This window comes from Demequina aestuarii, from assembly GCF_000975095.1.
Taxonomy (GTDB): Bacteria; Actinomycetota; Actinomycetes; order Actinomycetales; family Demequinaceae; genus Demequina; species Demequina aestuarii.
The window spans coordinates 1,543,192-1,564,791 of record NZ_BBRD01000001.1 but is presented as its reverse complement, the minus strand read 5'-3'; the positions used below and the strand labels follow the sequence as shown (position 1 = coordinate 1,564,791).

General features: G+C 70.7%; 23 protein-coding genes. 13 read left to right on the top strand and 10 right to left on the bottom strand.

The genetic code is table 11. The features are described 5' to 3' along the window. The first annotated feature begins 300 nt into the window (after nt 1–300). The 11 genes from AOP72_RS07350 to AOP72_RS07305 all read left to right on the top strand — a co-directional run bounded on the left by AOP72_RS07350 (nt 301) and on the right by AOP72_RS07305 (nt 10,171). Nucleotides 301–1,083 carry a hypothetical protein gene (locus AOP72_RS07350; RefSeq protein ID WP_152650289.1) on the top strand — a complete coding sequence of 261 codons (783 nt, stop codon included), beginning with the start codon at nt 301–303 and terminating at the stop codon, nt 1,081–1,083. Nucleotides 1,084–1,273: 190 nt separating this feature from the next. Next, nucleotides 1,274–2,404, top strand: coding sequence for an Rv2578c family radical SAM protein (locus AOP72_RS07345; RefSeq protein ID WP_084631485.1), 1,131 nt, complete (start codon nt 1,274–1,276; stop codon nt 2,402–2,404). 112 nt (nt 2,405–2,516) lie between these two features. After that, complete coding sequence (locus AOP72_RS07340; protein ID WP_062136984.1) at nt 2,517–4,256, top strand: cation:proton antiporter; 1,740 nt, start codon at nt 2,517–2,519, stop codon at nt 4,254–4,256. Beyond that, a complete protein-coding gene (locus AOP72_RS07335; protein WP_152650288.1) occupies nt 4,253–5,146 on the top strand; it encodes a phosphodiester glycosidase family protein in 894 nt (297 codons plus the stop codon). The genes AOP72_RS07340 and AOP72_RS07335 overlap by 4 nt, the downstream gene beginning before the upstream one ends. A gap of 51 nt (nt 5,147–5,197) precedes the next feature. After that, nucleotides 5,198–5,704: an O-acetyl-ADP-ribose deacetylase gene (locus AOP72_RS07330; RefSeq protein WP_062134417.1), complete on the top strand. Its 507-nt coding sequence runs from the start codon at nt 5,198–5,200 to the stop codon at nt 5,702–5,704. A gap of 21 nt (nt 5,705–5,725) precedes the next feature. Next, nucleotides 5,726–6,055, top strand: a complete 330-nt coding sequence (locus tag AOP72_RS07325) for a YnfA family protein (protein WP_062134414.1) — start codon at nt 5,726–5,728, stop codon at nt 6,053–6,055. Nucleotides 6,056–6,227: 172 nt separating this feature from the next. Beyond that, nucleotides 6,228–7,589, top strand: coding sequence for an Nramp family divalent metal transporter (locus tag AOP72_RS07320; RefSeq protein ID WP_202965674.1), 1,362 nt, complete (start codon nt 6,228–6,230; stop codon nt 7,587–7,589). A gap of 40 nt (nt 7,590–7,629) precedes the next feature. Then, a complete protein-coding gene (locus tag AOP72_RS07315; RefSeq protein ID WP_062134407.1) occupies nt 7,630–8,241 on the top strand; it encodes an ArsR/SmtB family transcription factor in 612 nt (203 codons plus the stop codon). Then, nucleotides 8,238–9,545 (top strand): MFS transporter, encoded by a 1,308-nt coding sequence (locus AOP72_RS07310; RefSeq protein WP_062134404.1) that lies wholly within the window; start codon nt 8,238–8,240, stop codon nt 9,543–9,545. Before AOP72_RS07315 ends, AOP72_RS07310 begins: the two co-directional genes overlap by 4 nt. 67 nt (nt 9,546–9,612) lie before the next feature. Beyond that, nucleotides 9,613–9,750, top strand: a complete 138-nt coding sequence (locus AOP72_RS13575) for a hypothetical protein (protein WP_193746381.1) — start codon at nt 9,613–9,615, stop codon at nt 9,748–9,750. A gap of 226 nt (nt 9,751–9,976) precedes the next feature. Next, nucleotides 9,977–10,171, top strand: a complete 195-nt coding sequence (locus AOP72_RS07305) for a hypothetical protein (RefSeq protein WP_062134400.1) — start codon at nt 9,977–9,979, stop codon at nt 10,169–10,171. A 31-nt stretch (nt 10,172–10,202) separates the two neighbouring features. Here AOP72_RS07305 and AOP72_RS07300 read toward each other — a convergent pair whose 3' ends face one another. Next, nucleotides 10,203–11,099: a glucose 1-dehydrogenase gene (locus AOP72_RS07300; RefSeq protein WP_062134397.1), complete on the bottom strand. Its 897-nt coding sequence runs from the start codon at nt 11,097–11,099 to the stop codon at nt 10,203–10,205. A 136-nt stretch (nt 11,100–11,235) separates the two neighbouring features. On the opposite strand from AOP72_RS07300, the gene AOP72_RS07295 reads away from it, so the two are divergent. Beyond that, the gene (locus tag AOP72_RS07295) at nt 11,236–11,727 is read left to right on the top strand and encodes a hypothetical protein (RefSeq protein WP_062134394.1); all 492 of its coding nucleotides are present in this window, start codon (nt 11,236–11,238) and stop codon (nt 11,725–11,727) included. Nucleotides 11,728–11,760: 33 nt separating this feature from the next. Here AOP72_RS07295 and gnd read toward each other — a convergent pair whose 3' ends face one another. Both gnd and zwf read right to left on the bottom strand, forming a co-directional pair. Then, nucleotides 11,761–12,801, bottom strand: a complete 1,041-nt coding sequence (gnd, locus tag AOP72_RS07290) for a phosphogluconate dehydrogenase (NAD(+)-dependent, decarboxylating) (RefSeq protein WP_238581635.1) — start codon at nt 12,799–12,801, stop codon at nt 11,761–11,763. 49 nt (nt 12,802–12,850) lie between these two features. Beyond that, nucleotides 12,851–14,266 (bottom strand): glucose-6-phosphate dehydrogenase, encoded by a 1,416-nt coding sequence (zwf, locus tag AOP72_RS07285; RefSeq protein ID WP_062134390.1) that lies wholly within the window; start codon nt 14,264–14,266, stop codon nt 12,851–12,853. 150 nt (nt 14,267–14,416) lie between these two features. Here zwf and tal point away from each other — a divergent pair, with 150 nt between their 5' ends. Then, the gene (gene tal, locus AOP72_RS07280; protein ID WP_062134387.1) at nt 14,417–15,553 is read left to right on the top strand and encodes a transaldolase; all 1,137 of its coding nucleotides are present in this window, start codon (nt 14,417–14,419) and stop codon (nt 15,551–15,553) included. A gap of 24 nt (nt 15,554–15,577) precedes the next feature. Here tal and AOP72_RS07275 read toward each other — a convergent pair whose 3' ends face one another. The 7 genes from AOP72_RS07275 to AOP72_RS07245 all read right to left on the bottom strand — a co-directional run bounded on the left by AOP72_RS07275 (nt 15,578) and on the right by AOP72_RS07245 (nt 21,570). Beyond that, a complete protein-coding gene (locus AOP72_RS07275) occupies nt 15,578–16,234 on the bottom strand; it encodes a hypothetical protein (RefSeq protein ID WP_062134383.1) in 657 nt (218 codons plus the stop codon). 49 nt (nt 16,235–16,283) lie between these two features. Continuing rightward, nucleotides 16,284–17,273 carry a zinc-binding alcohol dehydrogenase family protein gene (locus tag AOP72_RS07270; RefSeq protein WP_062134381.1) on the bottom strand — a complete coding sequence of 330 codons (990 nt, stop codon included), beginning with the start codon at nt 17,271–17,273 and terminating at the stop codon, nt 16,284–16,286. 58 nt (nt 17,274–17,331) lie between these two features. After that, complete coding sequence (locus AOP72_RS07265; RefSeq protein WP_152650286.1) at nt 17,332–17,958, bottom strand: TetR/AcrR family transcriptional regulator; 627 nt, start codon at nt 17,956–17,958, stop codon at nt 17,332–17,334. 92 nt (nt 17,959–18,050) lie between these two features. Beyond that, nucleotides 18,051–18,806, bottom strand: coding sequence for a hypothetical protein (locus tag AOP72_RS07260; RefSeq protein WP_062134375.1), 756 nt, complete (start codon nt 18,804–18,806; stop codon nt 18,051–18,053). 77 nt (nt 18,807–18,883) lie between these two features. After that, entirely contained in the window at nt 18,884–19,921 is a 1,038-nt protein-coding gene (locus AOP72_RS07255; protein WP_062134371.1) for an NAD-dependent epimerase/dehydratase family protein, read from the bottom strand. A gap of 97 nt (nt 19,922–20,018) precedes the next feature. Next, a complete protein-coding gene (locus AOP72_RS07250; RefSeq protein WP_193746380.1) occupies nt 20,019–20,519 on the bottom strand; it encodes a GNAT family N-acetyltransferase in 501 nt (166 codons plus the stop codon). 67 nt (nt 20,520–20,586) lie between these two features. Then, nucleotides 20,587–21,570, bottom strand: coding sequence for a quinone oxidoreductase family protein (locus AOP72_RS07245; protein ID WP_062134368.1), 984 nt, complete (start codon nt 21,568–21,570; stop codon nt 20,587–20,589). Nucleotides 21,571–21,600: the final 30 nt, after the last annotated feature.

Sequence of the window (21,600 nt, the reverse complement as noted above, 5' to 3'; positions counted from 1 at the left end):
GGTGTCACGGTCTCTGCGGTGAGGGTGTCGGCAGTCATGGTCCGGAGCGCGGGGTCGCCCTGCATCGAGTATGGCGTTCGTCAAGAAAGGGTCAAGGGACCTACGTCCCAGTGCTCATGGCGGAGGCCCGATGCGGGCGTGGGCTGGGGTGCGCTTGCCCGGCTGAGCGTCTCCGGATCGATGCAGGCGCGAGGTCGTGGCGACCGCCTCCTCCCTCCGTGGGTCTGGCGGCCCTATGCTCACGCCAGGCCATTCCGAGCCACGACCGCATCGGTGGTGACAGACCTGGAGGGAGGCGGCATGTTCGGCACCTCGGACAGCGCTGGGCGCGGCGGCGCGAGCGTCGGCTCCGCTCGCCGGGCCGCGAGGACTCCGTTACGTACGGGAGCGCTCGTGCTGGCCGCCCTGGCGTTGCTCGCCCTGTGGATGGTGCTGCGGGGAAACCTCGATGACGGGCCGCTGGAGGCTCCCCCCGGGGCTCAGGACATGCCGGTGGTGACGCCGGCCGTGGATGCGGGGCTCACGGGCCCCGTGCAGACGGTGTGTGCCGAGCCTCTCATCTGGGCGGCGACGGACCTGCGCCCGGAGTTCGCGGCCGCCGTGACCGCCAGCGGCCAGGCCGATGTGTGCGTCGACGTGTATCGCCTCCCGGACGAGGACGGTGCGAAGGACTACTACCGTGCCGTCGCGAGCGGGTGGTGGACCACGCAAGCGCGCGCGACGCAGTGGCCATGGCAGGCGAGCGGCGAGCCCGCAGGCGAGGTCTGGGTCCAGCTGACGTGGGATCCCGCGACCAGCGACCACTTCTGGGCGACCGAGTGGATGGCGCTGGGGCCGTGCCGTCCCGGCGGAGCGGGCGAGACTCGTCATCTGCAGGGTCTCGTGGCCTCAGGCACGGAAGAGATGTGTGGGCGCGAGAGTGCCGGCATCGGCCAGCCGGCGGCCGACGTGAGCCACGTGACCTGGAGTGTGTCGTCCCCGCAGCACCACGATGCGACGGCGATGACGCTCGACATTGCCGTGCCCGAGGGCGAGGTTCCGGAGTTCTCCCTCGCCGTGCGTCAGGTCGACATCGAGGGCTGACCCCGCCGCGGACCGGCCCTGGCGGGAACGGTCCCGAGCGCTGATGCACTGCCCGGATTGCCGCGCATCGGCAACCTGCCGCGGTCGGCGCGGGCGCTGGTGATGCTCGCCGACGTTCGCGCGGGCCGACGTGCAGTGGAGTTCAGCGAGGCTGATTGACCCGGCGTCGAACGCGTGTTCGAATGGGGCCATGCGATGGGAAGGTCAAGCGGTCACGGCTGAGAGCGCCGATGCGCTGCCCGGGTTGGCGCGGATGGGCAACCTCGTGCGTTCGGTGCGCACCCCAGAGTTCGAAGGGATCGTGTTCCACGAGGTCCTGGCCAAGAGCGCGCTCAATAAGGTGGGGCAGTCCAGCGCCGTCCCCTTCACGTGGACCATCAACCCGTACCGCGGCTGCTCGCATGCGTGCGTCTACTGCTTCGCGCGACCCAGCCACAAGTACCTCGAGCTCGACGAGGGCAAGGACTTCGACAGCCAGCTGATCGTCAAGATCAACATCGTCGAGGCCCTCAAGAAGGACCTCGCCAAGAAGTCCTGGACCCGGGAGCACGTGGCGCTCGGCACCAATACGGATCCGTACCAGCGGGCCGAGGGCCGCTACAAGCTGATGCCGGGAATCATCGACGCTCTCGCCGCCTCGGGCACCCCGCTGTCGATCCTCACCAAGGGATCGCTGCTGCGTCGTGACCTGCCTCGCCTCGCCGAGGCCGCGACGCAGGTGCCTGTCGACCTGGCGCTGTCGATCGCGATCGCCGACGACGAGCTGCAGCAGTCCATGGAGCCAGGCACCCCCACCACCCAGGCGCGTCTCGCGACCGTCACCGCGGCGGCGGAGGCAGGCTTCGACGTCGCTGTCTTCATGATGCCGATCCTGCCGTTCCTCACCGACTCCGAGGAGCACCTCGACAGCGCGCTCGCGCGCATCAAGGCCGCGGGCGCCACCTCCGTCACGTACACCGCTCTGCACCTGCGCCCCGGCGTGAAGGAGTGGTACGCGCGGTGGCTGAACACGCATCGGCCAGATCTCACCCCGCGCTACCGGGAGCTCTACGGCGAAGGCGCGTACGCGCCCAAGGAGTACCGCCGCTGGCTCGCCGCGCGCCTCAAGCCGCTGATCGAGGCCCACGGCCTCGAGCGCGCGCCGGAGGACCCGAACACCGGGTCCATGGGGTCGACGTCCGCGGGCAAGGAGCCGGCGCGGCGCGTCGACGCTCGTGACGACCAGGGCGAGTGGCGGCGCACGGCGAACTCTCCGGGCGGCGTCGGGAAGGGTGCAGGTGCCAATCTGGCCGAACTTCAGACTGAACCCACGCTGTTCTGACCGGCAGCGCCCGGGGTTCTGACGTGGCTCAGTGGGGACGGCGCGCTTCGGGTCCCGTTCGCATGTCAACCCCGAGCGTTTCGCCACCTCCCGCGTTGCCTACGATGGGCGCGTGGAACTCTTGGGTGTAGGCGTCATCGCGCTCGTCGCGATCGCTTTCGCCACCGTCCTCAGCCCCCGGCTCGGCATCGCCTCGCCCTTGGTTCTGGTGGCGCTGGGCGTGGGCGCGAGCCTGGTGCCGTTCGGCCCCGACCTCTCCGTGAATCCGGAGATGATCCTCGCGGGCGTGCTGCCTCCGCTGCTCTATGCCGCCGGCGTCTCGGTGCCTGCGACGGACTTCAGGCGCGACTTCCGGTCGATCGGCGCGCTCTCGGTAGCGCTCACCATCGTCAGCACGGTGCTCATGGGCGTCGTCTTCTATTGGATGTTCCCGGACCTGTCGTGGCCGTGGGCGTTTGCGCTCGGCGCCATCGTCAGCCCCACCGATGCGGTGGCGACCGCCATCGTCAAGCGCCAGGGCGTGTCGCCGCGGCTGGTCGCACTGCTCGAAGGGGAGAGCCTGTTCAACGACGCCGCGGCCCTGGTGCTGCTGCGCGCCGCGGTGGCCGCGACCGCATCGGCCGTCAGCCTCTGGGCGGTCGCCGCGAACTTCGTCGTGTCGATGGTGCTGGCGGTCGCGATCGGGTGGGTCGTCGGCCGGGTCAGCCTGTGGGTGCGCTCCTGGATGACCGACGTCACCGCGGCGACGGTGTTCTCGTTCGCCGTGCCGTTCCTGGCCTCGCTGCCGACCGATGCCATCGGCGCCTCCGGACTGGTCGCCGCCGTGGTGGCGGGTCTGGTCAGCGGCAACGGTGCCGCGCGCCGGCTGTCTCCCCAGGTGCGGCGCTCCCACCAGCAGAACTGGCACACCGCGGAGCTGATGCTCGAAGGTGCGATCTACCTGATCCTGGGACTCGAACTCCTGCGCACCATCGAGGACGTGCGCCAGGACGACCTCGGCATCCTCTTCGCCTTCGGCGCGGCCGCCGTGGTGCTCGTGGCGGTGCTGGCGACGCGCGCCGCCTTCGTGGCGCCGCTGCTGGCCATCCAGCGCCACGCCGCCCGGCGCTCGCCGCGGGTGAGGCCGCGCCTGCGCCGGGCGATCGGGCAATCCGATACGGCCACGGGTGCGGCGCGCAAGGCCGCCAGGGTGGTGCGGTGGGGCCAGCCCGATCTCACGCATCATTCCCGCGTCGAGGCGGTCAAGCAGCGGCTCGCCCGAGCCAACGCGGACCACGGCTACCTCCTGCGTTCGCCCCTGGGCCCGCGCGAAGGCGGAGTCATGGTGTGGGCCGGCATGCGAGGCGTCGTGACGGTCGCCGCGGCGCAGGCCCTGCCGAGCGACACTCCCGATCGTTCGCTGCTGGTGCTGATCGCCTACCTCGTCGCCATCAGTTCGCTGGTGATCCAGGGCGGCACGATGGCCTGGATGCTGCGCCTGCTCAAGCCGGCCCGCGCCGCGACCCCCGAGGAGCTCGCGGTCGAGTCGGTGGGACTGAAGGAGGTCCTCGACGCCGCCGTGGAGGATGAGCGCCAGCACCTCAGGGAGGAGCGTGAGCGGTCGCGGAGCCGCCGCGCCGCGGAAGCGGACGACCGTGCCGATCCTGGCACCCCCAGTCCCACCGACGCCCAAGGATTCCCCGTGTCCGCAGAGGTGTCCGCCGTGGACGAGGACCGCGATCACCGCATCGCGATCATCAAGGCTGAACGCGAAGCGCTCCTGGACGTGCGCGCGCTCGGCGCCTTCAGTTCCGCGTCGCTCGCCGCAGCGCTCGCGCAGCTGGACGCCGAGCAGATCCGGTTGGAGCTGTGAAGGGCGCGCACGAGCGGTCGCATGCTGCTGGCCGAGCGAGGGTGCGGGCGATCGCTGCTCTCGGCTGCGCCGTGCTGGCGGGCACCGTTCTCACCGCATGCACGACGGCCGATGCGCCCGCACCGCCGCGCGTCACCGTCACCGCCGGTGCCTCCCCGACTCCGACGCCCGCCGCGCCGCCTGAGCTGCCACCCGCGCCTGACTCCACCGGCGCATCGGCCGGCGATGACGGGAGGGTGGACGCCGAGATCGTGGCGCACGCCGACCGCAACTATCTGGTGGTGATGCTGCCTCTCGACCAGTGGGAGCTGAGGATCGACTGGGAGCCCGGCGGCACCATGCTGGCCGACGTGATCGAGGCGGATCCGACGATCGTGGCGGCCACCAATGCCGGCATCTTCACCCCCGAGGTGGTGCCAGGAGGACTGTTGGTGAGTGACGGCGACGAGCTCGTGGGGCTGAACCTCGCGGACGGGGCCGGCAACTTCCATCTGATGCCCAACGGGGTGTTCGCGCTCCACGAGGACGGCACCGCCTCGGTGGTGGACAGCACGGAGTATGTGGCGGAGGGCGTGGTCCACGCGACCCAGTCGGGGCCCGCGCTCGTGCTCGACGGGGAGGTGCATCCCGAGTTCCGCGAGGGGTCGGTCAACCTCGCGCTGCGCTCCGGCGTGGGGGTGAGCCCCGACGGCGGAACGGTGATGCTGGCGATGTCATGGGGAGTGACCAACCTGTGGGACTTCGCGACGCTCTTTCGCGACGAGCTCGGGGTGGATGACGCGTTGTATCTCGACGGTCAGATCTCGGATGTGTGGGTCACGGGCATGGGTGCCCCTGGCGCGCTGTCCGGACCATATGCCGGCGTGATCACCGCGCGTCCGGCCGGGTGACGCGGGCGCCCGGGTCTGCGGCCCGGCGCGATTCGGGCGACACTAGAGGGTATGACCGAGCTCTCTGTCCTTCGGGACGACATCACCACGCTCGCCGTGGATGCGATCGTCAACGCCGCCAACGAGACCCTGCTGGGTGGCGGCGGCGTCGACGGGGCGATTCATCGGGCCGCGGGCCGAGGGTTGCACGACGAATGCCGAGAACTCGGCGGGTGTGAGCCGGGCGAGGCGAAGATGACGGGCGGGTACAAGCTGCCTGCCACCCACGTGATCCACACCGTAGGGCCGTTCTGGCGGGGTGGCGGTCACGGCGAGGAGGAGGTGCTCGCCGCGTGCTATCGCAACTCGATTGCGCTGGCCGCGGGCCACGGGTTGTCGATCATCGCGTTCCCGTGCATCGCGACCGGCACGTACGGCTTCCCCCAGGACCGCGCGGCCGACGTCGCCATCGCCACGGTGCGCGAGGCGGTGCAGGAGCACCCCTCGATCGAGGCCGTGATCTTCTGCACCTACTCGGACTACGAGTACGAGCTGTATATGGAGCGACTGAGCGAGTGACGCGCTGATAGCGTCTCGCCCATGCATGTGGCGCGCGTCCTCCTCCTGTTCGTCGCCGCCGCGCTCGCGGAGATCGGCGGCGCGTGGCTGGTCTGGCAGGGGCTGCGCGAGCACCGCGGCGCCGTGTTCGTGGGGCTCGGCGTGCTGTCGCTGGCGCTCTATGGAGTGATCGCGACGTTCCAGCCCGACCCGCACTTCGGGCGCGTCCTCGCCGCCTACGGCGGCATCTTCGTCGCCGGGTCGCTGGCCTGGGGCATCGTGGTCGATCGCTTCACTCCCGATGTGTGGGACTGGACCGGTGCGACCCTGTGCCTGGTCGGCGCCGGCGTGATGATGCTCGCGCCCCGCTGACTGCTCGCGCCGCAGCCCGAGGAGCGGGCCTTCCGGCGCACCCGAGATTAGAAGTTCGGTGTCCCGAAATCTCAGTGATACGTTGAGGGGCATGCCCTCGACCCCGTCCGCCACGCCCCAGGAGAAGACCTCGACGGCGGCGCCCACGCGTCGTCCCGAGTGGCGGCTCTGGATGCTGCTGGGTCCCGCCTTCGTCGCCGCCGTCGCGTACGTCGACCCCGGCAACGTCGCGGCCAACCTCACCGCGGGCGCCGAGTACGGCTACCTGCTGGTCTGGGTGCTGGTGGTCTCGAACGCCATGGCGGTGCTGATCCAGTACCTGAGCGCCAAGCTGGGCCTCGTCACTGGGAGGTCGCTGCCGGAACTGCTGGGTGCACGGCTGCGGCGCGGCACGCGACTGACCTACTGGGGGCAGGCGGAGGTGGTCGCGGCCGCCACCGATCTCGCCGAGGTCATCGGTGGTGCGATCGCCCTGAACCTGCTGTTCGGGCTGCCGCTCGTGTGGGGTGGACTCATCACCGGCGCCGTGTCGATGGTGCTGCTCGCGGTCCACTCCCGCAAGGGGCAGCGCCCGTTCGAGTTCGTCATCATCGGCTTCCTGGCCGTCATCGCCGTCGGCTTCCTTGCGGGACTGTTCGTGTCGCCCGTGGACTGGGCAGAGACCGCGGGCGGTCTGGTGCCGCGGTTCGCCGACTCGGGCACGGTGCTGCTCGCCGCCTCGATGCTCGGCGCTACCGTCATGCCGCACGCGATCTATCTGCACTCGGCTCTCGCCCGCGATCGTCACCTGCCCGGCCAGGCGGGCGCGGACATCGCCGCCGTCAGGGTCGAGCCCCGGGAGATCTCCCCGGCGGCGGCACACGCGGTGTCGGCTGGGCATGGCGACGTCTCGACGTCCGCCCAGCCAGGCGACCCAGGCGTCCCCTGCAGCTCAGACGACCCTGCGGAGCCGGGCCCCGGGGGCGGGGCGTCGACGGCTCGCCTGCCACTGCTGCTGCGCGCCACCAAGGTCGACGTGCTGTGGTCGCTGGTGATCGCTGGCTCGGTCAACATTGCGATGCTGCTGCTCGCCGCGGCCTCACTGCGTGGCGTGGGAGGGACCGACACGATCGCCGGCGCACACGCCGCGATCGAAGCCAACTTGGGTCCGGTCATCGGCGTGGTGTTCGCGGTGGGCCTGCTCGCCTCAGGGCTGGCCGCGACGTCCGTGGGCGCCTACGCGGGCGCCGTGATCATGGGCGGCCTGCTGCACCGTCGCATTCCGCTGCTCACCCGCCGGCTCGTCACGCTCGTGCCGGCGCTCGTGGTGATCGCGCTCGGCGCGGACCCCACGTGGGCGCTCGTCCTGAGCCAAGTCGTGCTGAGCCTGGGCATCCCGTTCGCCCTGATACCGCTGGTGCGGCTCACCAACGATCCCGCGGTGATGGGCGAGCACGCCTCGGGACTGCCGCTGCGCGTGACGGGATGGGCCGTGGTGGCGGCGATCGTGGCACTGAACATCGCGCTCATCGTCATCACCGCGACGGGAGGGTGACGGGTCTCCCGGGCCGTCATCGCGGGGTATCGTATATTCCATGAATTCATGGAATAAGGAGGATCGCGCGGCCTCCGCCGATTCCCTGGACGCTGTCGCGCGCGTCGGCAAGTGCCTCGCCCACGGCACACGGGTCACGATGCTGGACCGGTTGGCGCAGGCGGACAGAAGCGTGGGCGAACTCGCCGAGCTTGCGGGCGTCAAGCTGACCACCGCATCGGCCCACCTCCAGATCCTCAAGGACGCCGGATTGGTGGTGACCCGGCGAGACGGGACCACCGTCGTCTATGCGCTTGCAGGTGATCATGTGACTGCGCTGCTGCTACGGCTCTACGACGTGGTGGCACCGTTGACCGAGCCGGGTGCGCAGGCACCCGCAGGGACGGGCCGCGACGTGGTGATCGATGTGCGCCCGCCCCAGGAGTTCGCTCACGGCCACTACGAGGGTGCGGTCAACGTTCCCCTCGACGAACTCGCGGCGCGGGCGCGCGAGCTTCCCGCAGACGTGTCATACGTCGTGTACTGCCGCGGCAGGTTCTGCTCGCTCTCGCACGATGCCGTCGAGATCCTGCGGGCGCACGGGCACACGGCGCGGGTCACGGACGTGGGCGTCCTCGAGTGGCGCGCGCTCGACTTGGTCTCGGTCTCGTGAGCGCCGCGCCAGAGGCGGCGCCCGCGGGAGGCCGCACCGAGCGCGAGGTCGCTCAGCGCGCCGTGCTGCGCACGCTGATCATCGCTCAGGTGCTGTCCGGGGCGGGTCTGGCGGCCGGCGTGACGGTCGGCGCCCTGCTTGCTGCCGAGATGCTCGAGTCGACCTCCGCAGCGGGCGTGCCGGCACTGCTCTTCGCGCTCGGCGCCGGGGGCTCCGCGGTCCTCATCGGCGCGATGTCGCAGCGCCGCGGACGCCGCGTCGGGCTCGCGTGGGGCTATGCGGCGGGCGCCGTCGGCGCACTCGGCGTGGTGATGGCGGCCGCCATCGACTCGGTGCCCGTCCTGTTCGCGTCGCTGCTCATCTACGGAGCGGGATCGGCCGCGAACCTGCAGGCGCGCTACGCCGGCGCCGACCTCGCCCCACCCGCCCGCCGGGCCCGCGCATCGGCCGTCGTGCTGGTCGCGACGACGGCGGGCGCCGTCCTGGGTCCGCAGCTGGCGGAGGCCTCTGGCGCTCTTGTCGAGCCATGGGGGCTGAGCGCGCTGACGGGTCCCTTCGCGGTCGCGGCGCTCGCGTACGGCGTGGGAGCGGCCGTCCTCGCGCTGTGGCTGCGTCCCGACCCGCTCCTGCTCGCGCTGCGGCTCGGCGCGCGACCGGCCGATGCACCGCCCGTCGACGCAGCCGCGGACGACGACCAGGGTGAGCCTCGGTGGCGGCCGCGGGTCGTGGGGGCGATCGTCGCCATGGTCGGCACGCAGGCCGTGATGGTGGGCGTCATGACGATGACGCCCGTGCACATGACCGGCCACGGACACACGCTCTCGGCGGCCGCGACCGTGATCTCACTGCACGTCGCCGCGATGTACCTGCCTGCGCCGTTGTCAGGGGTGGTGGTGGACCGATGGGGTGTCGTGCCGACCGTCCTGGCCGCGAGCGTGACGCTGGTCGCCGCGGCCGCCACGCTGGCGCTTGCGCCAGGGGAGTCGCTCATCCCCATCGCGATCGGGTTGGCGCTGCTGGGCCTGGGGTGGAGCCTCGGGATCGTGGCGGGCACCCAGGTGCTGTCGACCGCGCCGCCACTGGCCAATCGCGCCCGGCTCCAGGGCCGGGCGGACTTCTTCATCGCCGCCTCCAGCGCTGCGGGCGGGGGAGCATCGGGACTCGTCGTCGCCGGGTCGAGCTTCGCGGTGCTGGCGTGGGGAGGAGTGGCGATGGCCGTCGCCGTCGCGCTGGTGGCACCGTCGCTGCGCACCAATGTCACGAAACGGCAAAATGTCCTTCCCCTCGATCGTTTCGAGGGGTAACGTCTCCGGGGTTGCACCCGCGGAGGCGCCTGCCACCGGTCCGATCCACCCCAGGAAGGAGCACGACATGATGATGATCGTCGCCATCACGCCGCGCACCGTCGCGCGCGCTCGCGTGCTGCCCTTCCACGCCCGCGGTCAGGTCATGACCGCGGCTGCCGGCAACTCGCGAGGCCGCTCGCGCCTGCAGGCCGCCCTCGCCTGAGGGACGCGTCTGCGGCGTCGAGCCGCGCCGCCCGCGGTGACTGCCGCCTGTCCATCCGTCCGGATGTGACCCCTCCACGCCTCATCGCGTGATCACGCCCGTTCCGCCGCTCCCGCACGCGGCGTCACCGGGCGTCCCCTGACGTCCGCCCGCTCGCCCGTCGTCCCTCGACGCGTGCCTGTGGGCCGGCACTCCCTCGCTCGTCGAGCGCGAGGGGAGGTGAATCATGTATCTCCAGGATCCCGTCTCGCTGCTGGCCCTGCACCGCACGGACCACCGCGGGCTCGTCGCCGATGCGCAGTACGCGCGTCGCCGTCGTGCCCGCCGCACCGGTCTGGTGCGCCGCGCCTACGTCCGATCGGTGCGCCTCACGCGCACCGTCCGCAGCGTGCTGACCCTGTCCAGCCGCGTCGCCCCGTGAGGGGCGGCGCGGCCGGGCGCCGTCCTGCGGGTCACGGGACGGGCATGCCACCGTTGACGTTGATGGTCTCGCCCACGACGTAGCTGGACTCAGGCGAGGCGAGGAACACGTAGGCGGGAGCGAGCTCCACTGGCTGCCCCATGCGGCCCAGGGCGGTGACCTCGCCAAAGTTCTCAAGCTTCTCCTGAGGCTGGCCCTCCGTCACCTGCAGTGGGGTCCAGATCGGCCCCGGCGCCACCGTATTGACGCGGATGCCCTTCTCCGCGAGCTGCATCGCGAGCCCCTTCGTGAAGCCCACGATCGCGGCCTTGGTGGTGGCGTAGTCGATGATCACCGGCGATGGCTTGTACGACTGCACCGAGCTGGTGTTGATGATGGTCGACCCCGGGCCCATGTGCTGGAGTGCGTCCTGGGTGATCCAGAACATCGCGTAGACATTGGTCTTCATGGTCCGGTCCAGGTTCTCGTCGGTGAGGTCCTCGAAGTCCTCGTAGAACACCTGGTGGCCGGCATTGTTGACGAGGATGTCGAGCCCGCCGAGGGCGTCGACGGACTTCGCCACGAGCTCGCGGCAGAAGTCGCGGTGGCGGATGTCGCCCGCGATCAGCACCGCCTTGCCGCCCTCGTGCTCGATGAGTCCGCCGATGCGCTCGGCGTCCGCGCGCTCCGACTCGAGGTAGTTGATGACCACGTCGGCGCCTTCGCGAGCGTATGCGATGGCGACGGCCGCGCCGATCCCAGAGTCGCCGCCGGTGATGAGCGCCTTGCGCCCCTGCAGTCGCCCCGTGCCGCGGTAGGTCTCCTCGCCGTGGTCGGCCTGGGGATCGAGCTCGCTGTCGAGACCGGGGAGCGGCTGCTTCTGCTTCTTGGCCTTGAGGTGCGCGTAGCGCTCGGCCGGGTTGTCGAACGTGAGCTGGTCGAAAGACATGGTGCCTCCGGAGGTTGACGGGTGCGGTGCGGGCGCATCGCGGTGGCGTCGCGCCCCTGTCGTGTGCAACAACCCCGCCTCCGCGCGAGGGATTCCGTTTCGGCGACGAGCTCCGCCAGCCGATGAGCGTGACAGGGTGGGTGCCATGGTCGCCTTCCGCTCTCGTGAGTACCTGCACCAGAACCCCGTCGCTCGGTGGCTGCTCGTGGGCGCCGTGCTGCTCTGTGGGGTCGCCTTCGCGGCGGGCGGCATGGGGGAAGAGCCGGGGGAGTCCGCGGCGGCCTGGGCGACGGGCGCGGTCGTCGTCGCGGCCATGATCGCGCTGTTCTGGATGCCGCTCACCATCACGGTGGAGACGACTCATGTGCGCGTCTCGTTCGCGGGCGTGGTGAACAAGGTGATCGCCCTCGACGACATCACCGCAGTCGAGCAGCGCGCGTACCGGCCGCTCAAGGACTTCGGTGGATGGGGGTGGAGGTGGAGCCACCGCCTGCCGAATGCCGTCGCGTACACCACGCGCGGCACGACCGCCGTGGTGCTGACCGTCCGCGACGGCGGCCAGGTCTACCTGGGCGTGGACGACGAGGCCGCGCTGCTTGAGGCCCTCTCAGGGCGCATGGGCGCCTGACCGCGCACCCGCATCGGCCGTCGTCCGATGCGGCTACTCGCCGGTGGGCCGCTCGACGTGGCCGCCAAAGCCCTTGCGCATGGCGGACAGCACCTTCTCGGCGTACAGGTCCTGATCGCGCGACGCGAACCGCGAGTAGAGCGCCGTGGTGAGCACGGGCGTGGGCACGCCCTCGTCGATCGCAGCGATCGAGGTCCAGCGACCCTCGCCGGAATCGGAGACATGGCCCGAGAATTCGGCGAGGTCGGGATCCTTGTGGAGCGCCTCGGCCGTGAGGTCCAGCAGCCATGATCCGACCACGGATCCGCGTCGCCACACCTCGGACACCGCCGCAGTGTCGATGTCGTACTGGTAGAACTCGGGGTTGGCGAGTGGGGCGGCCTGCGCCTCGGCCTGGCGCTCCGGCGTGCCGACGTCCGCATTGCGCAGCAGGTTGAAGCCCTCCGCGTACGCGGCCATCATCCCGTACTCGATGCCGTTGTGGACCATCTTGACGAAGTGGCCCGCGCCGTTGGGGCCGCAGTGCAGCCAGCCGCGCTCTGCGCTGGTGGGGTCACCGTCCATGCCGGGCGTGCGGGGGGCCGCGTCGACGCCGGGGGCGATGGTGTCCCAGATGGGCAGCAGTCGTTCGACGGGTTCCGTGTCGCCGCCGATCATCAGGCAGAAGCCGCGGTCGAGGCCCCACACCCCGCCTGAGGTGCCGCAGTCCACGAGGTGGACGCCGGACTCGGCGAGCGTGGCCGCGTGAGCGATGTCGTCCCGGTAGTAGCTGTTGCCGCCGTCGATGACGGTGTCGCCGGGCTCGAGGACCGCAGCCAGCGCCGCGATCACGCCATGAGTGATGTCGCCCGCGGGCACCATCACCCACACCTGGCGGGGCGCCTCGAGCGCGGTCGCGAACTCGGCGATGTCGTGCACCGGCACCGCTCCGTCGGCGGCCAGCGCCTCGATCGCCGCGGGAGAGACGTCGTGGGCGGCGACGGTGTGGCCGTCCGCCATCAGTCGGCGGCTGAGCCCCGCGCCCATGCGTCCGAGTCCTACCATGCCGATCTGCATCGGGGTCGTGGTGGTCATGTCGTCTCCTCGTCGTGTCCGAGTCCTGCGAGTGCCGTGCGTGGGGTGGTCAAGGGTGCTGGGTTTCGACGCGCGGATTGAGCCACGGGCCGTCCTCGCCGATGAGGCGGCCCGCGGCCTCCTCCGGCCCCCAGCTGCCGGGCTCGTAGGGGATCGCCGGGGTGTGGTCGGTGAGAATCGCGTCGACGACGCGCCATGCGGCCTCGACGGAGTCCTCGTGGGTGAACAGGGCGCTGTCGCCCCGCAGCGCATCGGCGAGGAGCCGCTCGTAGGGCTCGACCTCGAGAGGGCTCTCGGTGGGAAGGCGCAGCTCCTGCTCGTGACCCACGAACTCCTCGCCGGGGCGCTTGACCCGGACCCCGAGGCCGATCTCGCTGACCGGCGACAGCCGGAACCGCAGGCGGTTGGGGTGCTGGTCGGGATCCAGGGCGTCCTCGAACAGTGCCTGCGGCGGTCGCCTGAAGTTGACCACGACCTCGCCGGCGGAGACCGCCAGTGACTTGCCGGTGCGGATGTAGATGGGCACGCCCGCCCACCGCCAGGAGTCGATGTGGATCTTGACGGCGGCATAGGTCTCGACGTCGGAGTTGGCGGCGACGTCGGGTTCGTCGCGATAGCCGCGGAACTGGCCTCTCACATAGTCGTGCCTGGTGAGGGGGCGCATGGCCTTGAAGACGTTGACCTTGGCGGACTGCACGGCGCCGTAGCCCTGATAGGCGGGGGCGTCCATGGTGAGCAGCGCGACCACCTGGAACAGGTGGTTCTGAATGACGTCCCGCAGCGCGCCCGCCGATTCGTAGAACCCACCGCGGCCACTGACCCCGAAGTCCTCGGCGAGCGTCACCTGGATCGACTCGATGTGGGTGCGGTTCCACAGCGGCTCGAACATCGCGTTGGCGAAGCGGAAGTAGAGGAGATTCATGATCTCCTCCTTGCCCAGAAAGTGGTCGATGCGGAAGATCGCCGGCTGATCGAACGCCTGGGTGATCACCGCGTCGAGCTCCTGCGCGCTCGCCAGGTCGCGGCCGAAGGGCTTCTCGACCACCACGCGCCCGTTCTCGTGCAGCCCCACCGACTGGAGCCCCTCGACCACCGTGCCGAACAGCACGGGAGGGATCGCCAGGTAGTGGGTGGGTGCCGCACACTCCGCGAGCTCGTCGCGCAGCAGCGCGAAGGTGGCCGGGTCGTTGTAGTCGCCGTCGACGTAGCGGAGCAGGCCGAGCAGGCGGTCCATCGCCTCCTCGTCGTCGACGCCGCCGTCGGAGGCGGCGACGGACTCGCGGGCGCGGGCCTTGAGATCGTCGACGTCCCACTGGGAGAACGCGACTCCCACCACGGGCACGTCGAGGTCGCCGGACTTCACCATCCGGTACAGCGACGGGAAGATCGACTTGCGGGCGAGGTCTCCGCTCGCGCCAAAGAAGACGAGCGAATCGGACCGGGTCTCGGGGGCGGCGCCGGGCATGGGGGCTCCTTTCAGGAGCAGGGACGATTCCACTGACCACCCTACGTGCGCGTGGACGCGCACACGCCACTCGTGTCCTTCACGGAATGCGCGGCACGGGGTGGCACGTTGACCACGGCAGACCACCCCCCGACGCGAAGGAGCCTCCCCATGACCGCGACCACTCACCCCTCCTCACTGGCCGCACTGTCCGAAGCGGGAGTGTCGATCTGGCTCGACGACCTGAGCCGTGAACGCCTGCGCTCCGGCACCCTGGAGCGCGACATCGACGTCAGTGCGATCGTGGGCGTCACCACCAACCCGTCGATCTTCGCCGCTGCGGTCGCTGGCTCTGACCAGTACGACGCGCAGATCGCCGACCTGGCCGCTCGTGGCGTGGGGGTCGACGAGGCCGTGCGGATGATCACCACCGCCGATGTCCGCGAGGCCTGCGACGTGCTGCGGCCCGTCTACGAGGCCACGGACGGCGTCGACGGCCGCGTGTCGATCGAGGTGGACCCGCGGTTCGCGCGCGACACCGACGCGACGATCGCGGAGGCCAAGCAGCTGTGGTGGCTTGTGGACCGTCCCAACGCGATGATCAAGATCCCGGCCACCGTCGAGGGCCTCCCTGCCATCACGCACGCGCTCGCGCTCGGCATCTCGGTCAACGTCACGCTCATCTTCTCGCTCGAGCGCTACCGCGACGTGGTTGACGCCTTCCTCGCCGGGCTCGAGCAGGCTCGGGAGAACGGCCATGACCTGTCGCGGATCGGGTCGGTGGCGTCGTTCTTCATCAGCCGCGTCGACGCCGAGGTCGACGGCCGACTCGACGCGATCGGTCCCGATTCTCCGGCGCGCGGCACCGCCGCGCTCGCGAACGCCCGGCTCGCGTTCGAGCACCACGAGCAGGTGCTGGCGTCCGACCGCTGGACCGCGCTCGCTGAGGCGGGCGCGCATCCTCAGCGCCCGCTGTGGGCGTCCACCTCGGTGAAGGACGATGCCTACGCCGACACGCTGTACGTCGACGAGCTCGTCACCCCTGGCACCGTCAACACCATGCCCCAGGCCACGATCGACGCCTTCGCCGACCACGGCGTCGTCCCTGCCGGTCGTGCAGAAGGCGCGGGGGAGTGGGACACCGTCCGGGGCTCATACGACAAGGCTCGCGCCGATTTCGCGCGCCTTGCCGATGCCGGCGTCGACATGGACGACGTGACGCAGCAGCTCGAGGTCGAGGGCATTCAGAAGTTCGTGGATTCGTGGCAGGACCTGCTCGCGACGGTCAAGAAGCAGAAGGGCGACTGACGGCTCGGCATCGACGCTTGCCTGTCAGTCCGAGGGCAGATCTCCGCAGCGCTCGAGGGTGTACTCCAGGATGGTGCCGATCGCGCCGGCGCCCTCGGCGGCGGTCTCCGCGACGCCCGGCGCACTCAGCAGTGCGACGGTGGCGTTCGTGTACTCCTCCATGGTCGCCGCAGACGCTGCGGCCTCGGCCTCGGGGCGTGCAAAGGCGTCGAGGTAGTCGAAGTACCGGGTGAACGATTCGGTCGCCTCGGTGCTCGTGACTGCGGCACCCGTGTCGTCCCACGGTGAGTCGTCGATGCGCTCCTGTGCGGCGGTCCACGCGGCGACCACACGGTCCATGGCCGCGATCATCTGGTCTCCGGCGCCATTCATCAGCCCGACGTCTCCGCCGTTGTCGTCGATGCCCGTCTGGGCGCTCTTGACGTCCGTCGCGTCGAGCAGATCGGTCATGGCGAGATAGCCGTCGTCCGCCTCCTCGCAGTACGGGTCCGCGCCCGGCGCCGTGGTGCTTCCGGACGAGTCGGGACCGCTGGCGCTCGGCTGAGGCGCCGTCGTCTGGCCCGCGCCACCGCTCGGAGATGCGCTGTCGGGCGACGGACCGGGGGAGGCGTCGTTGCTGCACGCGGTGAGGGCGAGAGCCGATGCCGAGGCGAGGACCGTCAGAACGTGTCTCAGTCGCATGGTGCCCGAGTATGGCCCAGATGCGGTCCGCACGGAACCCCTGGCGACGTCAGCGGTGCACCACGACCTTGCCGATCATCGCCTGGGACTCGACCAGGCGATGGGCCTCGCGGATCCCGTCCGCCGTGAAGTCATCGATGTAATGCGTGGCGGTCGGCATCACCTCGCCACGGTCCACCAGGTCAGCGACTGCGCTCAGGATCCGCGACTGCTCCGCGATGTCCCACGTGCCGTAGCGCGAACGCGTGAACATGTACTCCCAGTGCATGCTGGCCGACTTGGCGAACAGGGGCAGGAGCGACTCGTCGGTGCCGTCGATCGACACGGCGTGGCCGAACGGCTTCAGGATCTTCGCGAAGGCCTCGACGTTTCCGCAAGTGTACGAGGAGAAGACGTAGTCGACGCCGTCAGGTGCGAGGTCCGTCACCGTCGCCACCAGGTCGCGATGGTTCGCGACCGCATCGGCGCCCATGCGCAGCGCCCACGCCTCAGACTCGTGACGCGACGCGGTCGCGATCACTCGGAGTGCTGTCAGCCGCTTGGCGAGCTGTGTCAGGATCGACCCCACGCCACCAGCGCCCCCGACGATCACCATGGTGCCGTGGTCCTCACGGTTCAGGCGCAGGTGGTCGAAGAGGGACTCCCACGCCGTGATCGCGGTGAGCGGCAGCGAGGCGGCGTCGGCGAAGGTCGCAGACTCGGGCTTGCGGGCGACGATGCGGTGATCGACGGCCTGTCGCTCCGCATTGGACCCCGGCCGGGTCGCGTCGCCGGACCACCAGACCTCATCGCCCTCCTTCAGGCCGTGGACGTCGCGGCCCACGCCGATCACCACGCCGGCGCCGTCGTAGCCCGCGATGAGCGGACCGCGCCCGGCCTTGTGCGAGCGTCGCTTCTTGACGTCGACGGGGTTGACCGACACTGCCTCGACGCGCACCAGCACGTCGAGTGGACCGGGCTCCGGCTCGGGCACCTCCGCATCGCGCAGGGCCTGCGGGTCGTCGAGGGGAAGGCCCTCGTCGCTCGCGATCGCTCTCATCACGTCACTCCTGTCTGTGTGACCGTTCGGGCCACGTTCGTGGGACGGCTCCCTGTGCTCACGAGATCCGCTTTGTCACTGCGTCGGTCACCGCGGCGGCCTCCGTCCACCCCAGTCCCGCCGTGGCGAGAGCCTGCCGGATCACGAACGTGCGGCCGTCCTCGTCCTCCATCAGGCCGCGAGCGAGCGCCTCGAGGCAGTCCAGCACCGACTGCTCGATGAGCCACGCCACCGCGCGCGGGGACACGTCGGCACGCAGCGTGCCGTCCGCCGCGCCCCGGGCCACCGCATCGGCGAAGAGTGCGCGCGCCGGGGCGAGCGCCTCCTCGACGGGCACGCGCAGGTGGGCGCGCACGCCCAGGGTGATGAAGGGCGCCACGGGCTCCTGGTCATCCCACAGGCGAGCGACCAGCAGCGCGATCTGCTCCGCAGGCGATCCGTCCTCGAGCACCGCGCCGCGTGCGATCCGGCGAGCTCCCCGCATGATCACGCGATCGATCACCGCTTCGCGCGAGCCGAACCTCGCCGTCATCTCGCGCAGATCGACTCTCGCGTGGCGACCGACGTCGGCAAGCGACGCCTCCGGCGAGGCGACGAATACCCGTACAGCGGCCTCGAGGACGTCGTCGTCGGACACGACCACGGACGTCCCGGGACGGGCGCGACGCAAGCGGGGAAGTCTCACCCCTCCAGGGTACGACTCCGCCGCCACCGCCCACCGGGACCATCGGGCCGTCCCGCGATGCCCCCGGGCTCGCTGTGCTCGTGCGGGGACTCTCACCCGGTGCAGAGGTCGCCGGTCACGCCGTGGTCCAGGCCGATGCCCCAGGTCATCTCGCTGACGAGGCCGTCCGTCACGTCGAATACATAGGCGAGCCCGGCGCCTTGCGGTGCGATCATCTGATCCCGCGGCCCGCGTTCAGGATCCTCGACCGTCCGCTCCTCGGCTCCGGGGTACGCCGCCCTCACCGCCTCGCGTGTCGAGCCGATCCCGACGGCCTCTGCTGTGCGCGGAATCTCCCACGGGTCGAGCCCCGCAAGGTCCGCGAGGTAAGCCACTCGCAGCGCCAGGATCTGCTGGCCCGGCTCGTCCCTGCTGGTCACCGCAGAGATCACCAAGGGCGTCGCGCTCACGATGTCCGCGTGCCACGGACAGGAGGCGTCTCCCGCGATGTCGAGCCCCGGCATCGCGGCCGATGCCTCGGCGAAGGTCATCCCCAGGCACACGTGCGCGTACCGGTGTGGCTCGATGGCGACGTACTCCGCGTCGTGCCCATCGTCGAAGGTCGGGCACGAGCGTGGCAGCAGGTCGAGCACGGAGGGCTCGGGGGCAGGAAGGGCGTTCACCGGCCCTCTCGACGGCGACGATCCTGCGGACGATGCGCTCGGCGGGCCGGCCGGCGCAGCGGGCTCGGGCGCGACGGAGGTGATCGATGTCGCCGGATCGGGTGGCTGGGGAAGGCCCACGCCGCACGCGGTGAGAGCGAGCACGCACCCACCGAGAAGCGCCAACGATCCAGTCCAGGTCCCCATCACGCACCTCTCTCGGGACGGGCGAGCCTTGCCCCTTACTGTACGCGCGGGCGCGGCTGCGCCGCACTGATGTGCGGCTACACGCGTGCGTCCGCCAAGGCTCTTCGGTAGATCGCGCCGAGCCGGTCGAACATCGCGTTCGCGTTCTCGTCCACGGTCTGCCGGTCGGGTCGCGCCTCGAACCACGAGATCGCCTCGGCGACGCCCTCGTCGAAGGGGATCCGTGCGCTCCAGCCGGGCACCAGGGCCGCGATGCGTGACGTGTCGTAGACCGCGGAGTGCATCTTGTCGCCGTAGATCGAACCTGCCTGTGAAGGCGAGGCCGCCACGAGCGCATCGGAGGGCACGCAGACTGTCTGGGCTTCGAACTGCTCGTCGCTCAGACCGGCGGCGCGAGCGATCTCACGGTAGAGGCCGGTCCAGGTGAGCGCCTCGTCGGACGTGATGTGCACCGCGGCGCCGATCGCATCGGCGTTTCCGAGCAGCCCGAGGATTCCCGCCGCGACATCGCGCGCGTGCGTGACGGTCCAGAGCGATGTGCCGTCGCCGGGGATGACGATGTCGGCGCCGCGACGCATGCGATCGACGATCGTCCATGGGTGGCGGGAATTGCCGGTGTACGCGGGAATCTTCGACGGCCCGTAGGTATGCGCGGGCCGGACGATGGTCCACGGCAGCCCCGTCGAGTCGCGCAGCACCTGTTCGGCGGCCTGCTTGAGCCGCGCGTACTCCCAGTAGAGGTTCTCCTGTCCCGTCTGCTCGGTCAGCAGCTGGAAGCGCTCGGCCGTCCGGTAGGACGCGCCCGTAGCGACGAGGACGTACTGGTCAGTGAGGCGCGCGAACGTCTCGGCGTCCTCGGCGACGTGCTCCGGAGTGAAGGCGACGCACTGCACCACCGCGTCGAACCGCTCTCCGCGCAGCTGCCGCCCGCGCAGCGCCGCACGCATGGCGGCCGCGTCGGTCGCGTCGGCGTGGATGACCTCGGCGCCCTCAGGTGGCGGCGCGACGGGGGAGTTGCCGCGGTTGACGAGGGTGAGGGAGTCTCCTCGCTCGGACGCGAGGGCCGCGAGCTCCGATGAGATCAGTCCGGTGCCGCCGACGATGAGGATGCGCATGATCCCGATGGTACGGGCACGCGCATCGGACGCGGCGTCGCAGGCGAGGAGGGGCTCCGAGGAGAAGGTTCCCCGGGGGAGAGCCCTCAGAAGGCGGTCAGTCGACGGGGCGCGACAGCAGTGCCACGCGAATCGCTCCGCCCTTGGTGGTCTGCTCGCCGAGCTGACGGAAGCCCATGCGTTCGTGGAAGTCCATCGACCGCGGGTTGGGCGGGTCGAGGTTGACCTCGGCCGTGACCTCGGTGGCGCCGCGCTCGCGGGCGCGCTCGAACACTGACTCGTACAGCGCGTGGCCCACACCCGTGCCGCGCGCCGTCGCGGCGACGACGATCCTATCGATGTACTGGTGGCGCACGCCGCGGTCCTCGAACCACCGGTAGTTCTCCGAGGCGTAGGCGGTGCCGTGGCCGAGGCTCAGCAGGAACGCGATCACGTCGCCCGTGCGGTTGAGCGCGACAAGGCTGACGTCACAGAACTCGATGAGGGCGCGCATCTCGTCCTCCGTCAGGTCGGTGACGGCGGGGGCGGCGGCGGTGTTGAGCGCGAGGATCGCGGGCAGGTCGGACTCTCTCATCACACGCATGCGGAGGTTCTGCATGTCCACATTGTGCCGTGTGCATGTCACGGGCGTGTGTCGCGGCGGGGTCTCGGGCATGTCGCCCCCGCTACGGCAGCAGCAGGACCTTGCCGGTGGTGCCCCGTCCCTCGAGCACACGGTGAGCGGCGGGAGCATCGGAGAGTGCGTAGGTGGCGCCGATGCGTACCTCCAGCTCCCCGGCCGCCACCGCGGAGAATAGGTCCCCGGCCCGCCAGGAGCGCTCCTCGTCAGTGCGCAGGTAGTGCACCATCGAGGGCCGCGTCACGGAGAGCGACCCGCCGTGATTGAGGCGCTGCAGGTCGAACGGGGGCACCTGGCCGGAGGCGCCGCCGAACAGCACGAGGGTGCCGCGCACCGCCAGCGACGCGAGGGAGCCATCGAAGGTGGCCGCGCCCACGCCGTCGTACACGACGTCCACACCCGCGCCGTCCGTGAGGCCGCGCACTGCTCGCGGCAGTTCCTCGCTCATGTCGGTGAAGGCCTCGTAGCGGACCACCTCGGAAGCGCCGGCGGCTCGGGACAGCTCCTCCTTGTCGTCGCGCGACACGGTCGTGATCACCCGTGCACCGCGGGCCGCGGCGAGCTGGGTGAGCAGCAGGCCGACGCCCCCGGCCCCGGCGTGCACCAGCGCTGTATGCCCTGGCCCCAGCGGGAAGGCCGATGCGCTCAAGAAGTGCGCGGTCAGTCCTTGCAGCATGAGCGCCGCGGCGGTGTCCAGGCCCACCCCGTCGGGAACCCGGTAGGCGTCGTGGCGAGACAGCACCACCTGCTCGGCGTACGAGCCGAGGGTGCCCGCCCAGGCGAGGCGGTCGCCTGGCGCGGCCCAGTCGACGTCCTCTCCCACGGCGGCGACCACCCCGGCGCCTTCGAGGCCCGGCCGGAACGGACGCGCGACGTCGTAGACGCCCGAGCGCTGGTAGGTGTCGATGAAGTTGACGCCGCTCGCGGAGACGTCGACGAGCACCTGGTCGCTGCCGGGGACCGGCGTCGGAGCGTCGACGACGCGCATCGCGTCGGGGCCGCCGGGATGATCTGCCTGAATCGCCTTCATGCCCCCATCCTCGCATCGGCCGCGGTGGGG

Bases quoted from the DNA above. Each gene is read 5' to 3' on its own strand.
- AOP72_RS07350 (WP_152650289.1), top strand. From the start codon at position 301: ATGTTCGGCACCTCGGACAGCGCTGGGCGCGGCGGCGCGAGCGTCGGC.
- AOP72_RS07345 (WP_084631485.1), top strand. From the start codon at position 1,274: ATGCGATGGGAAGGTCAAGCGGTCACGGCTGAGAGCGCCGATGCGCTG.
- AOP72_RS07330 (WP_062134417.1), top strand. From the start codon at position 5,198: ATGACCGAGCTCTCTGTCCTTCGGGACGACATCACCACGCTCGCCGTG.
- AOP72_RS07325 (WP_062134414.1), top strand. From the start codon at position 5,726: ATGCATGTGGCGCGCGTCCTCCTCCTGTTCGTCGCCGCCGCGCTCGCG.
- AOP72_RS07320 (WP_202965674.1), top strand. From the start codon at position 6,228: ATGCTGCTGGGTCCCGCCTTCGTCGCCGCCGTCGCGTACGTCGACCCC.
- AOP72_RS07315 (WP_062134407.1), top strand. From the start codon at position 7,630: ATGAATTCATGGAATAAGGAGGATCGCGCGGCCTCCGCCGATTCCCTG.
- AOP72_RS13575 (WP_193746381.1), top strand. From the start codon at position 9,613: ATGATGATGATCGTCGCCATCACGCCGCGCACCGTCGCGCGCGCTCGC.
- AOP72_RS07305 (WP_062134400.1), top strand. From the start codon at position 9,977: ATGTATCTCCAGGATCCCGTCTCGCTGCTGGCCCTGCACCGCACGGAC.
- AOP72_RS07300 (WP_062134397.1), bottom strand. From the start codon at position 11,099: ATGTCTTTCGACCAGCTCACGTTCGACAACCCGGCCGAGCGCTACGCG.
- gnd (WP_238581635.1), bottom strand. From the start codon at position 12,801: ATGACCACCACGACCCCGATGCAGATCGGCATGGTAGGACTCGGACGC.
- zwf (WP_062134390.1), bottom strand. From the start codon at position 14,266: ATGCCCGGCGCCGCCCCCGAGACCCGGTCCGATTCGCTCGTCTTCTTT.
- tal (WP_062134387.1), top strand. From the start codon at position 14,417: ATGACCGCGACCACTCACCCCTCCTCACTGGCCGCACTGTCCGAAGCG.
- AOP72_RS07275 (WP_062134383.1), bottom strand. From the start codon at position 16,234: ATGCGACTGAGACACGTTCTGACGGTCCTCGCCTCGGCATCGGCTCTC.
- AOP72_RS07270 (WP_062134381.1), bottom strand. From the start codon at position 17,273: ATGAGAGCGATCGCGAGCGACGAGGGCCTTCCCCTCGACGACCCGCAG.
- AOP72_RS07260 (WP_062134375.1), bottom strand. From the start codon at position 18,806: ATGGGGACCTGGACTGGATCGTTGGCGCTTCTCGGTGGGTGCGTGCTC.
- AOP72_RS07255 (WP_062134371.1), bottom strand. From the start codon at position 19,921: ATGCGCATCCTCATCGTCGGCGGCACCGGACTGATCTCATCGGAGCTC.
- AOP72_RS07250 (WP_193746380.1), bottom strand. From the start codon at position 20,519: ATGCAGAACCTCCGCATGCGTGTGATGAGAGAGTCCGACCTGCCCGCG.
- AOP72_RS07245 (WP_062134368.1), bottom strand. From the start codon at position 21,570: ATGAAGGCGATTCAGGCAGATCATCCCGGCGGCCCCGACGCGATGCGC.